Annotated in this window: 11 protein-coding genes, 1 rRNA gene and 1 riboswitch; of the genes, 3 read left to right on the forward strand and 9 right to left on the reverse strand. The window is 45.6% G+C overall.

From position 1 onward, the window contains the following. A 16S ribosomal RNA gene (locus NDJ01_RS17255) occupies positions 1-478 on the reverse strand; the annotation flags it as partial. A 554-nt stretch (positions 479-1,032) separates the two neighbouring features. Here NDJ01_RS17255 and NDJ01_RS17260 point away from each other — a divergent pair. Then, positions 1,033-1,488: an RNA-binding protein gene (locus NDJ01_RS17260; RefSeq protein ID WP_258587051.1), complete on the forward strand. Its 456-nt coding sequence runs from the start codon at positions 1,033-1,035 to the stop codon at positions 1,486-1,488. Here NDJ01_RS17260 and murI read toward each other — a convergent pair. The 3 genes from murI to btuB are packed head-to-tail and all read right to left on the reverse strand — an operon-like array spanning position 1,451 to position 4,874. Beyond that, positions 1,451-2,254: a glutamate racemase gene (murI, locus tag NDJ01_RS17265; protein WP_258587052.1), complete on the reverse strand. Its 804-nt coding sequence runs from the start codon at positions 2,252-2,254 to the stop codon at positions 1,451-1,453. The two genes, NDJ01_RS17260 and murI, sit on opposite strands and share 38 nt — an antisense overlap. A gap of 40 nt (positions 2,255-2,294) precedes the next feature. Beyond that, positions 2,295-2,978, reverse strand: coding sequence for an adenine nucleotide alpha hydrolase (locus NDJ01_RS17270; protein WP_199803611.1), 684 nt, complete (start codon positions 2,976-2,978; stop codon positions 2,295-2,297). 60 nt (positions 2,979-3,038) lie between these two features. Next, positions 3,039-4,874 carry a TonB-dependent vitamin B12 receptor gene (btuB, locus tag NDJ01_RS17275; protein ID WP_258587053.1) on the reverse strand — a complete coding sequence of 612 codons (1,836 nt, stop codon included), beginning with the start codon at positions 4,872-4,874 and terminating at the stop codon, positions 3,039-3,041. 55 nt (positions 4,875-4,929) lie between these two features. Next, positions 4,930-5,130: riboswitch (cobalamin riboswitch) on the reverse strand. Between the two features lie 184 nt (positions 5,131-5,314). Here btuB and trmA point away from each other — a divergent pair. After that, complete coding sequence (gene trmA, locus NDJ01_RS17280; protein WP_140173772.1) at positions 5,315-6,424, forward strand: tRNA (uridine(54)-C5)-methyltransferase TrmA; 1,110 nt, start codon at positions 5,315-5,317, stop codon at positions 6,422-6,424. Between the two features lie 66 nt (positions 6,425-6,490). Here trmA and NDJ01_RS17285 read toward each other — a convergent pair whose 3' ends face one another. Both NDJ01_RS17285 and fabR read right to left on the reverse strand, forming a co-directional pair. Next, positions 6,491-6,856, reverse strand: a complete 366-nt coding sequence (locus NDJ01_RS17285) for a YijD family membrane protein (protein WP_005378634.1) — start codon at positions 6,854-6,856, stop codon at positions 6,491-6,493. Further along, positions 6,856-7,497, reverse strand: a complete 642-nt coding sequence (gene fabR, locus NDJ01_RS17290; protein WP_005378632.1) for an HTH-type transcriptional repressor FabR — start codon at positions 7,495-7,497, stop codon at positions 6,856-6,858. Before fabR ends, NDJ01_RS17285 begins: the two co-directional genes overlap by 1 nt. A gap of 263 nt (positions 7,498-7,760) precedes the next feature. On the opposite strand from fabR, the gene sthA reads away from it, so the two are divergent. Further along, on the forward strand, positions 7,761-9,191 hold the full coding sequence (sthA, locus tag NDJ01_RS17295; protein WP_005389689.1) for a Si-specific NAD(P)(+) transhydrogenase: 1,431 nt from the start codon (positions 7,761-7,763) through the stop codon (positions 9,189-9,191). A gap of 57 nt (positions 9,192-9,248) precedes the next feature. On the opposite strand, the gene dinF is transcribed toward sthA, so the two are convergent. From dinF to lexA, 3 genes are all read right to left on the reverse strand, one after another. Continuing rightward, the gene (gene dinF, locus NDJ01_RS17300) at positions 9,249-10,598 is read right to left on the reverse strand and encodes an MATE family efflux transporter DinF (protein WP_258587054.1); all 1,350 of its coding nucleotides are present in this window, start codon (positions 10,596-10,598) and stop codon (positions 9,249-9,251) included. Between the two features lie 55 nt (positions 10,599-10,653). Beyond that, positions 10,654-11,448 (reverse strand): class I SAM-dependent methyltransferase, encoded by a 795-nt coding sequence (locus NDJ01_RS17305; protein ID WP_005393777.1) that lies wholly within the window; start codon positions 11,446-11,448, stop codon positions 10,654-10,656. Positions 11,449-11,642: 194 nt separating this feature from the next. Next, a complete protein-coding gene (gene lexA / locus NDJ01_RS17310) occupies positions 11,643-12,266 on the reverse strand; it encodes a transcriptional repressor LexA (RefSeq protein WP_005393778.1) in 624 nt (207 codons plus the stop codon). Positions 12,267-12,484: the final 218 nt, after the last annotated feature.

Below are 12,484 nucleotides of genomic sequence, written 5' to 3' on the forward strand. Positions count from 1 at the left end.
TATTAACGACGCCGCCTTCCTCACGACTGAAAGTACTTTACAACCCGAAGGCCTTCTTCATACACGCGGCATGGCTGCATCAGGCTTGCGCCCATTGTGCAATATTCCCCACTGCTGCCTCCCGTAGGAGTCTGGACCGTGTCTCAGTTCCAGTGTGGCTGATCATCCTCTCAGACCAGCTAGGGATCGTCGCCTTGGTGAGCCCTTACCTCACCAACTAGCTAATCCCACCTAGGCATATCCTGACGCGAGAGGCCCGAAGGTCCCCCTCTTTGGCCCGTAGGCATCATGCGGTATTAGCCATCGTTTCCAATGGTTATCCCCCACATCAGGGCAATTTCCTAGGCATTACTCACCCGTCCGCCGCTCGACGCCGTTATCGTCCCCCGAAGGTTCAGACAACTCGTTTCCGCTCGACTTGCATGTGTTAGGCCTGCCGCCAGCGTTCAATCTGAGCCATGATCAAACTCTTCAATTTAAGATTTTGTTCGGCTCAATGAATACTGAACATTACATAAAGTAATGTTTGAATTGACTGTGCTGAATCTTTCGATTCAATGGTCACTTCGTTTCATTGAAACCTAATTTGAAACCGAAGTTTCTAATTGGATTATCATCAACGAGTGCCCACACAGATTGATAGGTTTATATTTTTAAAGAGCTTTTCTAACTTATCCAGCAACTTAGTTGCTCATCGTTAGGGGTGCGTATCTTACTCCGCACCGTGAGAGAGTCAAGCATTTTTTCAAATTTCTTTTTCTCTCACTTCCGACTCGCTGTGTGACTTTCGTCTCACTCCGTGTCGGTGGATGCGCAGTATAGGGAGTTGAGAAATTAGTACAAGCGTTTTTTGCAAAAAAACTTTCAACAGGTCATTAGTTAGCCAAAAGCGTGATATTTGCATATTTCTTCGTCACATTTGAGACATATCACAGCAATTGGTTGGAAAAACACCAACCATATACGTAAGATTCATGTGTCTATTCTGTTAATGGACAATCGATCTCTTTATCACTATGTGTAGTAATTAAAATGACGTCTAAAAAAAATCTGATTTTATGTGCTGGGCTGGCCGTCGTTGGGGGAATCGTCTTCTCTCAAGTCACCATCCCACCAGCCTTGAGTTTTCTCATTGGTGTTATCGCTACTGCTTTTTTATTTTCATTTTCTAGCCAGACACCTTCTATTCAATCAACAGACTCGGATCCATCAACTAAAACTCTGTATGTCGGCAACCTTCCTTATAAGGCCAATGAGAGTCACGTTCGCGATTTGTTTGCTGAATATGGACAGGTCTATGCAGTACGCTTAATGAAAGATAAGCGCACTGGAAAAAGAAGAGGGTTTGGTTTTGTCGTGATGGCTGCGGCAGATGCCAAGCCAGCTATCGCTAAACTGAATGAAAAGGAATATATGGAGAGAACGCTAAAAGTGAGAATTGCGAACGATCCTAAACACCCGGATGGTAGTAAACCAGAACAGGATTAAAACCTAGCTTCTTTAAACAAATGTTCAGTGCATCTTCCTGCCAAGGAGTTGCACTGGCATAAATCGACTTACTTCCCTCTTCCGTATCCTCAATTTCATCACTTAATAGTAATGCTTTTACTCGACGTGCAATGGCTGCACCCGAATCAATTAAAGTAACGTCCCCACCTAAAGCTTGATGAATTTCCTCTTTGATTAAAGGGAAGTGAGTACAACCGAGCACCGCAACGTCTACTTTATCGCGAAGCGGAAGCAGGATTTTTGTCAGTTCGTCTAGAGAAACGCTGTTGCCTCGCAACTTCTCTTCGGCCATATCCACCAAGCGAGTTGATCCCAACAGCTCAACTGGTTTGCCTTGCGCAAAGTCTCGTATTAACTCGTGAGTATATTGGCGTGTTACTGTCGCCGGAGTGGCGATCAGCCCTACCCCTTTTGATGCCAAAAGCGATGCGGGTTTAATCGCAGGGACAACACCAACAACGGGAATCGATAGATTTTCACGTAAGGAAGGAAGCACTATGGTGCTTGCCGTATTACAAGCAATGACAACAATGTCGACTTGGTGTTCTTCGACTAATGAAGAGACCAGTTGGTTAACTCGTGAAATGAGTACCGCCTGATCGAGTTCACCATAAGGGTAAGCCTGATTATCGAATAAGTATAAGTAGTCAAGATGCGGCAATAGGCGATGTATCTCTTGGAATACAGAAAGACCACCAACACCGGAGTCAAAAACTAGGACTTTTTTCTTACTTGCTACTCGCACGAGCCTTACCTAAAGAACAGAAACGTTGCGATCATACTGCTTAGATTTGTTTTGGCAATGCTTTAGCATGGTATCTTTGATGGCTGAATCTATCTCCAGATTCTACATCTCGCTTCGTTAGCTCGATATGCCCTTGAAAAGACGGCGAAGACGTGACCAGTGTGTGAAATTCACCATTTTCCCCACAGGGATCAATTTGACTTGGTAATGACGCTATTAGGACTTTGTCATACCAGCGACCACACCATTCTGGAGGGAGAACACTTCCGTCGATGGTGATCAACATAGTTTGAATATCACGCTCTATGATTTCCATCGCTAGTTTTTCGCTGCTCTCCCCTAATAGAGGAAAGACGCACTCCCAGCCAGCAGGTTCAATATAGCTGCGTCGGTACTCGGCAATGCCATTGCAAAACATATCGCCAAATGCGACAGCTTCTATGTTCAGACCACTACTTTGTAATGCATTAACGATGGTCGATTGATAAATGTCGTTACTCGGAAAGACTTCAGGCAGTTCGATAGTAATAAGCGGAAGCGCAAGTAAGTCTGCTTGCATTTGTACAACCTCAAGCGGAGTTGCTTGGAAAGGGACTTCTTTCCCTACGTAAGTCGTGTACAAACCGACAACTTGATAATTTGGATTCTCGTTAAGGCGCTCAAGCGTTAATGTCGAATCTTTACCGCTGGACCAACTGATCACCACTTGCTTAGGTTTCATCATTCGATTTTCCATCACAAAAATATTAAAAACCGCCCGAAGGCGGTTTGTGTTCATTCACGATTAGAATTCGTAGCCAACGTTTAGATAGTACGCTCGCTCCGCGGCAGGGTAACCTTTTGCCATCTCATACTCTTCATCAAATAGATTATCGATACGAGCGCCAATAGAGGTCGACTCATTCGGATAGTAAGTCACAGCCGTATCAACCAACGAGTAAGAAGAAAGCGTGATATCTTGTGAAGGCCAAGTGCTGTAATCCACGTCTGGACGCTTACCTACGTACTGATAGCTAACCGACCAGTCCACTTTATCGAAGCTCACTAAAGCGTTCCACTTATACATTTCTTTAGCGCGGCGCTGCAACTGATGCCCTTTATCATCTTCAGCATCTTTGTAATCCGCACTCAACTGGTGCTGCACAATCCCTGTATCAAACTCAGCAACAAGCTCCACACCTTGGATATGTGTTTCACCATCGACATTCAAATATTTGTATGTGGTTGGATGGTAATCGATAAGATTCGTGATTTTATAGTCATAACCCGTGACGGACCAAAAAACGCCTTGGACATCACCGCTGAATGCTAGCTCCCAAGCATCTGACTCTTCCGGCTTCAGATCTTTCTCACCGTATGTTGGGTCATACTGTTGATATAGGTTTGGAGCCTTAAACGCAGTACCAAAAGAAGCTTTAATACCAAACTCTGGCACAAACTGGTAACCAGCCGCTAAGCTGTAAGTGAACTCACTACCGTATTCTTCGTTATCATCAAGGCGAGCACTGCCCTCAAGCATTGCTTTATCAATACTGGTGGTTGCCATACCAAACAGAGCGCCATTGGTACGATCAAACGTTTTATTCGCACTCTTGTCTTTATAAGACTCATTACGCCAGTCAACACCACCAGCAAACGTCGTATTGTTGTTTAGCAAGTAGCTGTTGGTCCACTGGACATTTTGCTGCTCAAGTTCATCTTCAGTACCTGAGTGTTTGCCTTTTGCTTGCTCATAGTTCCAAGACTTCTGTTTCTGTGCCGTTACTTGTAGTTCTGACATCACATTATCAGACTGATACTTACCGCCCAGAGTGGCAGAAAGGTCGTCTTTTTCTGCTTCGTAATAACCGCGACTGCCGTAGCTGCTGTCATATTGATAAACATTTTCATAAGCACGTAGGTTACCAAATACAGACCACTGGTCATTGAAGTTATGCACGTAACCTAGCAGACCATTCTTTGTATCAAAGCCATGGCGATCGCCGTCATTAACTCCCGGTACAGGACGAACGTTATAACCATCATCACTTTCACTACCAAGCGCGATATTCAGCTGGCCGCTCTCTGTGACTTTAATGCCAGATGCCACACTCAATTCTTGGTAATCTAAGCTACCTAAACCCGCACTTAACTTCGTTCCTTCTTCGTCAGCACGCGCAATGGTGATGATATTGATCACGCCACCAATCGCTTCTGAGCCATAAAGTGACGCACGCGCACCACGCACGTACTCAATCCGTTGAACGTAAGTAAGTGGGATTTGGTTAAAGTCCACAGCGCCCTTCGCTGCTCGTGCAAAACGTACGCCATCAACCAGTACTAAAACTTGGTCGGAACTGGTTCCACGAACAAATAAAGACGCTAACTGACCACGACCACCATTTTGTGAAATTTGAATCCCCGTAAGACGACGCAATACATCTGGTAGGGTTTTCGCTTGAATGCGATCGATGTCTTGTCGAGTAACCACTTCGACATCTGCCAACGTACGGCTTTCGGCTTGCTCAAAACGGTTTGCAGTCACAACGATGGTTTCGTCAGTGGAGGTTTCTTGGGCCTGTAGATAAGAGACAGGTGAAAGCAGCGATGCCAAAGTGATCGCCAGTGCGGATTTTCTCATTGTATTGTCCTAAATCGCGTAATTCCTTCCGAGCCCTGTCGTCATGACAGTCCAGTGCTGTGGCTCAGTTGTTGGCAGGTATTCGGACTCAAGAGCACGGGTGTACCGCCTACTTGCTCGACTTCCCACATAAACTAATGCAGTGTCTGATGAGCGTTCGTTCTCTTTTACCGCTGCGCGTCAGTTCTGGATTCACACCAGATTCCCATTTCAGCCATCTAGATTGCTAGATAGCACCAACTTGAGGCAAATATTATTCAGCTATTGATTATTTGTCCAGCCAATATTGCCCTTACAAGTTGTAACGTTTTGATTGATTTTGCTTTCTACTCTGTCTGTACGCACTATCTTTAAATCAATTCCAGTACAAAACTGGACATCCTATTGAGATTGAATAAAATCTGCGCTCTTAAATTGAATGCACCATAAAAGGTAAGATCATGGCTACTCTTGATGTAAACCCACAACGCTACCAAGAACAACTGGCTGAAAAAGTCGAACGTCTCACGGATATGTTCGCGCCATACAACATGCCAGAACTGGAAGTGTTTGAATCACCAGAGCAGCATTACCGCATGCGTGCTGAGTTCCGTGTTTGGCATGAAGGCGAAGATCTTTACTACATCATGTTCAACCAAGAAACTCGTGAGAAGTACCGTGTTGACCAATTCCCTGCAGCAAGCCGTCTGATCAACGACCTGATGCCGCTATTGGTTGAAGCGATGAAAGACAACGACTCACTACGTCGTAAACTGTTCCAGGTGGATTTCCTATCGACGCTAAGTGGTGAGATTCTGGTTTCACTGCTTTACCATCGCCAGCTTGATGAAGAGTGGATTGAAAACGCGAAAGCCCTTAAACAGCGTTTAAATGATGAAGGCTTCAACCTAAACATCATTGGTCGTGCTCGTAAGATGAAGATTGTCCTAGACCGCGACTACGTGATCGAGAAGCTCGATGTAAATGGTCAGAGCTACATCTACCAACAAGTTGAGAACAGCTTCACTCAGCCGAACGGCAAAGTCGCAGAGAAGATGCTGGAATGGGCGGTCGACTGTACCCAAGAAAGCACTGGCGACCTACTAGAGCTTTACTGTGGTAACGGTAACTTCTCGCTGGCGTTGGCACAGAATTTCGACCGCGTCCTGGCAACTGAGCTAGCTAAGCCATCGGTTGTATCTGCACAGTACAACATCGCCGCCAATAAGATTGATAACGTACAAATCCTACGTCTATCAGCAGAAGAGTTTACTCAAGCAATCGAAGGTAAACGTGAATTCCGTCGTCTACAAGATGCAGGCGTGGATCTGAAGAGCTACAACTGCAATACGATTTTTGTCGATCCACCACGCTCTGGTATGGATGTCGACACTTGTAAAATGGTGCAAGGTTACGAGCGCATCATGTACATCTCTTGTAACCCTGAGACTCTAAAAGAGAACTTGGACATTCTATGCGAAACACACAACGTAACGCGTTTTGCTCTGTTTGACCAATTCCCTTATACCCACCATATGGAAGCTGGCGTGCTATTGGAACGTAAAGCTTAGTCCACCAGCATCAGACAAAAAAAAGCGAGCTCAATGGCTCGCTTTTTTTAATTTGATTCGTTTTGTTTATTCCGCAGAAGTCTTCTTGCTGACAAAACCTAGCTTCTTACCAATCCATGCGAGTAAGATCATTGAAACCATGATCGCAAAGAAGTTTGAGCCTGCTTCTGGGTATTGCGCTTTAATAAACGCAGAGTGGCCAAACGCACCTACGAAGAAACACGCCAAGCCAACTAATGGGATATCTTCTGATACCGGATTATTTAGGTACTCTTGGTAAAGAGCTTGTACAGCCAGTACGAGTGCAATCAATGGGAAGATTGAAAACGATACTTCACTCATGGTCAACCATGACAACAAAGCATCACCACACATACCTGCAACCAGTGCCAAAATCAGCGTTTTCTTTTCAGATTTATTTCCATTCGACATTATTCTATCCCGCCTTTTAATCGGTTACGTTCACGTTCTTTGCGATACCAATAGGCCCCTTTGGCTATCATTCGCAATTGCATGATCAATCGCTCGGCGAGTTCATCGCGCTCACGTCGATCTAAATCTAAAGCTTCAGCCCCCGAACTGAAAACCAAAGTCACAGACGCTTCTGCTTGAGTATACGCCTCTTCTCTGGTCACGCCGGTGCTCATTAAATACTCGGTTAATTCTGCCGCAAAATGCTGGATTTCTCGAGCAACAGCGGTACGAAATTCAGCAGAAGTGCCGGAGCGCTCACGCAACAACAAACGAAAGACGTTCGGACTACTTTCAATGAATTCCATAAAGGTTTCGACCGAGGTACGAATTACGCTACCTTCTTTCACAATACGTTGACGCGCCTGACGCATCAGTTGACGTAGTAGCAAACCGCCTTCATCGACCATAGTTAAGCCTAGCTCATCCATATCTTTGAAGTGGCGGTAAAAAGAAGTCGGTGCAATCCCTGCCTCTCGGGCGACTTCTCGCAAGCTAAGGCTGGAAAAGCTGCGATCCGCACTTAATTGACTAAATGCCGCATCGATCAATGATCGACGTGTCTTCTCTTTTTGCTGTGCGCGGATTCCCATCGATTTCATTCTTAACTTGCTCTTTTTCTGTAGGGTACAAGAGCCTCAATATAACGCAATTTGCTCCTACGGAGAAAGATATGTTGCTTCGCTCGCTCTGAGCGCCGAGAACGTTACTATTGGCATGCATCTAATTGCAATGTTCTCGATGCAATTTATAGACATACAACATACCAAATCACCCTTTTGGTCGATTCTGCGTGATCACTTCCACTCTCTAACAGGCATGACGTGTACCAATAGAGTAAATGAGTTAAAATCGCGCTAAAGCAATGTTAAGCAAATATAACAAGGAAGGCATCATGGCGCATGTTAATCACTATGACGTGATCGTAATCGGTAGTGGCCCTGGCGGAGAAGGGGCTGCAATGGGATTAACCAAAGCGGGACTGAATGTTGCCATTGTCGAGAAAGAAAGCAGTGTCGGTGGCGGTTGTACTCACTGGGGTACCATTCCATCAAAAGCACTGCGTCATGCCGTTAGCCGCATCATCGAATTTAATAGCAACCCGCTATTTTGTCGAAACAACACCAGCGTTCATGCAACATTTTCTGACATTTTAGGTCATGCTAAATCGGTCATTGATAAGCAAACTCGACTTCGTCAGGGCTTTTATGACCGTAACTCATGCACACTTTTGTTCGGAACCGCGCGATTTATCGATAACTACTCAATTGCAGTGATGCAAAGCGACGGTACAGAAGAAATCTATTCTGCAGATAAGTTTGTCATCGCGACGGGTTCTCGTCCGTATCAGCCTAACGACGTAGATTTCTTGCATGAGCGCATCTACGACAGTGATTCCATTTTGAGCCTGAAACACGACCCTCGCCATATCATCATTTACGGTGCGGGCGTTATCGGTTGTGAATACGCTTCTATCTTCCGCGGACTTGGAGTGAAAACCGACCTTATCAATACCCGAGACCGCTTGTTGGAGTTTTTGGATAACGAAGTGTCAGATGCGCTGTCTTACCACTTCTGGAACAGCGGTGTGGTAATTCGTAATGATGAGACCTATGAAAAAATCGAAGGCACAGAAGATGGTGTGATTATTCACCTACAATCTGGCAAGAAGATGAAGGCGGACTGCTTGTTGTATGCGAATGGTCGAACAGGTAACACCGATAAGTTGAATTTGGGTGCTGTGGGTCTGGAAGCGGACTCTCGCGGACAACTAAAAGTAAACCGTAACTACCAAACCGATATTGAGCACATTTACGCTGTAGGCGATGTCATCGGTTACCCTAGCCTTGCAAGCGCCGCTTATGACCAAGGGCGATTTGTCGCACAAGCCATTACGAAAGGTCAGGCAGAAAACTATCTGATTGATGATATTCCAACGGGTATCTACACCATCCCTGAGATTAGCTCTGTGGGTAAAACCGAGCAAGAGCTAACAGCTGCGAAAGTACCGTATGAAGTAGGACGCTCTTCGTTCAAGCATCTAGCTCGTGCACAGATCGCAGGGAAAGACATCGGTAGCTTGAAGATATTGTTCCATCGTGAAACCAAAGAAATTTTAGGGATTCACTGTTTTGGCGAACGTGCCGCGGAAATTATCCACATCGGTCAAGCCATTATGGAGCAAAAAGGCTCAGCGAATACCATCGAGTATTTCGTCAATACCACCTTCAACTATCCAACAATGGCCGAAGCGTATCGTGTCGCTGCGTTGAATGGTTTGAACCGCTTGTTCTAATCTATGCTTCTTGATAGCAGACAGAAAAACAGCAGGCTTGGACCTGCTGTTTTTATATCAACATTGTGCTAGGAAGGTATCCTTGTGCCATTGGTAGAGAAAGATTACCCCTAAACCAATACCCCGCATCAACATAAAGCTCGTCATTGCAAACCACAGCGCGTGATTTTCCCACTCGGCGAATAAGTAAAAGACAGCGAAGAAACTGCTGGTCGCGACAAACATACTATTGCGCATGTCTTTGCCTTTGGTTGCACCGACAAAAATGCCATCCAATAGAAAGCACCACATCGACGCAAGTGGCATCACCACCAGCCAAGGTAGATACACAGCAGCTTGCTGTTGTACCGCCTCAATTGAAGTGATCATGGCGATCAACTGCGATCCCGCCAAACCAAAGAGCGCGGTCAGCCCCAAACAAATAACCAAACTCCAAAAGAAAGTGCCGACAAGCGATGCACTCAATTGTTGCCTATCTTTGGCACCAATCGCCTTCCCGACCATGGCCTCCATTGCGTAAGCAAAGCCATCCATGCCATACGAGATAATCATCAGGAAGCTCATCAGAACCGCATTTGCAGCGACAACCTCATCACCAAAGCTTGCGCCTTGGAACGTCATAAAGCTAAAAGCCGCTTGCAGACACAAAGAGCGTAAGAAAATATCGCGATTCAATTTCACGAAGCGCCCTAACCCGTGTTGAGTGCTGGCTAGCAGCTTTTGAGGTGATGGTAATTGCCTCTCTAGCCAGGTTTTCCAGACACACATGAGACCAAAGCCCATGCCTGAGTAGTCAGCAATCACCGATGCCAGCGCAGCGCCTTCTACTTTCCACCCCAAACCCATCACAAACAACAAATCGAGAGCAATATTAGTCACGTTGGTGATGATCACCATCCACATTGGTGCTTTGGAATTTTGCGTTCCGAGCAACCATCCCAACAACACAAAGTTCATTAGCGCGGCGGGGGCACTCCACACTCGGATAGAGAAATATTGCATGCCGTAGTGCTTCACTTCAGCACTGGCGTCACTCCAGCCAAAGATCAAATCAGCAATCGGGTTATGGGCAATAAAGAAGACTAACGCAAACAGCAGTGCCATAAATGAGCCTTGCATAAACACCAAGGCAAGTTGCTTTCGGTCTTCACCGCCATAGGACTGCGCCGCCAACCCAGTAGTCGACATACGTAAAAAACCAAGCAGCCAAAATGTCACGCTGATCATGGTACTGCCCAACGCAACACCGCCCAAATACCAAGCGTGGTCTAGATGACCAATCACCGCAGCATCGACCAAACCGAGCAATGGAACAGTAATATTCGACAGCACCATAGGTATCGCTAAAGCTAAGACTTGGCGATGAACTTTTGGGTTAGATAAAGGAGAGAAGATTGAATTTGTCACAGGCACCTCATCAGTAAGATCGACGAGTGTACCTGAGCGCTTAACGACTAGCCAATTACCACTTGATGTGAACGAGGACTGGCGTGAGGCGATGCTTCAACATTGGAATCTTATTAAGCCAACGCTGCCAAGCTTTCCAACGAGAACAGAATCGATCGAATGGCGAAAAAGCTTTCACCCACTGTGCCCATGGTAACCATTGCAATATCTGTTCTGCGGGCGCTTCAAAGCCATGTGCATAGCGATCAGAGCCAAGCTTTTGTCCCCACTTGGTTTCCGTTAAATCTCCTGCCAGCACCATACACAGTTCAGCAGAGACAAAATGTCGACCCAAGGTTTGAATAAATTTCGCGACTTGACGCTCTGTGCAATCGAGCAGTGCCATTTCACATAAAATGAGTACCGGTGCTTGCTCTGGAATGGCTAACGTCTCTAGCCACGACATTTCATCCACACTGCCACAGCGATGTTCATAACGTTCATTTTTGTGGAACAAGCGCTGACGCCATACCAAATTTTCCGTCACATCCAGCTCTATCCAATGGCAGCGTCCATTATCCAAACGATAAAAGCGGGTATCCAGCCCAGCTCCGACATTGATAATCCAAGCATCGGGATACTGCTGTAAGAAGTGACTAACCTGCTGGTCACAAAGCTGGGTCAGCGTCACGTGCAGCAATTGCTTCTGCGCAATATCACCACTCAAACAATCCGGCGCCATCTTACAGCTCAAACACGCTTTAGCAGCAATCGGATCGTACACCAAGCCATTGTCGACCATGCTTTCACGGCTACGCAATAACAGTGGCTTTAATAAATGGTTAGGAACTTGATGTTTAGACTGAGACATGGGCATTTCCTGCGCCAGAGAGAAAACATAGACATTGAAATAGATGATAATGAATATCAATTACATTATCAAGCTTATAAATTGCTCAAAACAAACAAGGTCAAGATGATAAGCAAGCTTTTGGAGGAAGTAGAAAAAGAGAAAAGAAGAGAAAAGACAAAACAGCCCAGATGAACTGGGCTGCTTAAATACACTTACATCCAATCGGTATTACGAATAATACCAACGGCTAAGCCTTCAATCGTAAGATGCTGAGACGTCAAGTCCACTTGGATTGGGGCAAACTCTTCATTCTCAGCATGCAGTAATATGGTTGAGCCTTTGCGCTCTAAACGCTTTACTGTCACATCATCATCAACGCGCGCAACGACAACTTGACCGTCTCTCACGTCTTGGGTTTTATGCACAGCGAGCAAATCGCCATCCATAATCCCGATGTCTTTCATACTTTCGCCATTTACACGAAGTAAGAAATCCGCTTGCGGCTTGAACATCGCAGGGTCGACTTGGTAGTGCGCTTCTACGTGTTCCTGAGCCAATATGGGCTCACCCGCAGCAACTTGACCAATCAAAGGCAAGCCCTGTTCGTCATTAGCGGCAGAGTCATCAAGTAGGATACGAATCCCACGCGATGCACCTGGAATAATTTCAATTGCTTGCTTACGAGCAAGCGCTTTTAGGTGTTCCTCTGCGGCATTCGCAGAGCGGAAGCCAAGCTCACGCGCAATCTCTGCACGAGTTGGTGGCATTCCGGTGTCATCGATTTTACTTTTGATCAAATCGAAGACTTGTTGTTGGCGTGGCGTTAACGGCTTCATGTCTCACCTGTCTTTTTATACAGTTAACTGTGAGTATATCCAGTAAATGCTCAAATGAAAACCCAATTGGTTGTTTTTTAATTTATTTGTGGAGTGCACTTCGTTTGCTGACTAAGTTCATTATTCATGCGTTTAAAACACCGCCTTTTCAGTTAATCAAAGTAAAGCAACAACTTAGGAGTTCGACTAATTTACAGCCAATAAAATTAAAAGGTTTG

It is taken from the genome of Vibrio sp. HS-50-1 (genome assembly GCF_024747315.1).
GTDB classification, from domain to species: Bacteria; Pseudomonadota; Gammaproteobacteria; order Enterobacterales; family Vibrionaceae; genus Vibrio; species Vibrio diabolicus.

Bases quoted from the DNA above. Each gene is read 5' to 3' on its own strand.
- NDJ01_RS17260 (WP_258587051.1), top strand. From the start codon at position 1,033: ATGACGTCTAAAAAAAATCTGATTTTATGTGCTGGGCTGGCCGTCGTT.
- NDJ01_RS17270 (WP_199803611.1), bottom strand. From the start codon at position 2,978: ATGATGAAACCTAAGCAAGTGGTGATCAGTTGGTCCAGCGGTAAAGAT.
- btuB (WP_258587053.1), bottom strand. From the start codon at position 4,874: ATGAGAAAATCCGCACTGGCGATCACTTTGGCATCGCTGCTTTCACCT.
- trmA (WP_140173772.1), top strand. From the start codon at position 5,315: ATGGCTACTCTTGATGTAAACCCACAACGCTACCAAGAACAACTGGCT.
- NDJ01_RS17285 (WP_005378634.1), bottom strand. From the start codon at position 6,856: ATGTCGAATGGAAATAAATCTGAAAAGAAAACGCTGATTTTGGCACTG.
- fabR (WP_005378632.1), bottom strand. From the start codon at position 7,497: ATGAAATCGATGGGAATCCGCGCACAGCAAAAAGAGAAGACACGTCGA.
- sthA (WP_005389689.1), top strand. From the start codon at position 7,761: ATGTTAAGCAAATATAACAAGGAAGGCATCATGGCGCATGTTAATCAC.
- NDJ01_RS17305 (WP_005393777.1), bottom strand. From the start codon at position 11,448: ATGTCTCAGTCTAAACATCAAGTTCCTAACCATTTATTAAAGCCACTG.
- lexA (WP_005393778.1), bottom strand. From the start codon at position 12,266: ATGAAGCCGTTAACGCCACGCCAACAACAAGTCTTCGATTTGATCAAA.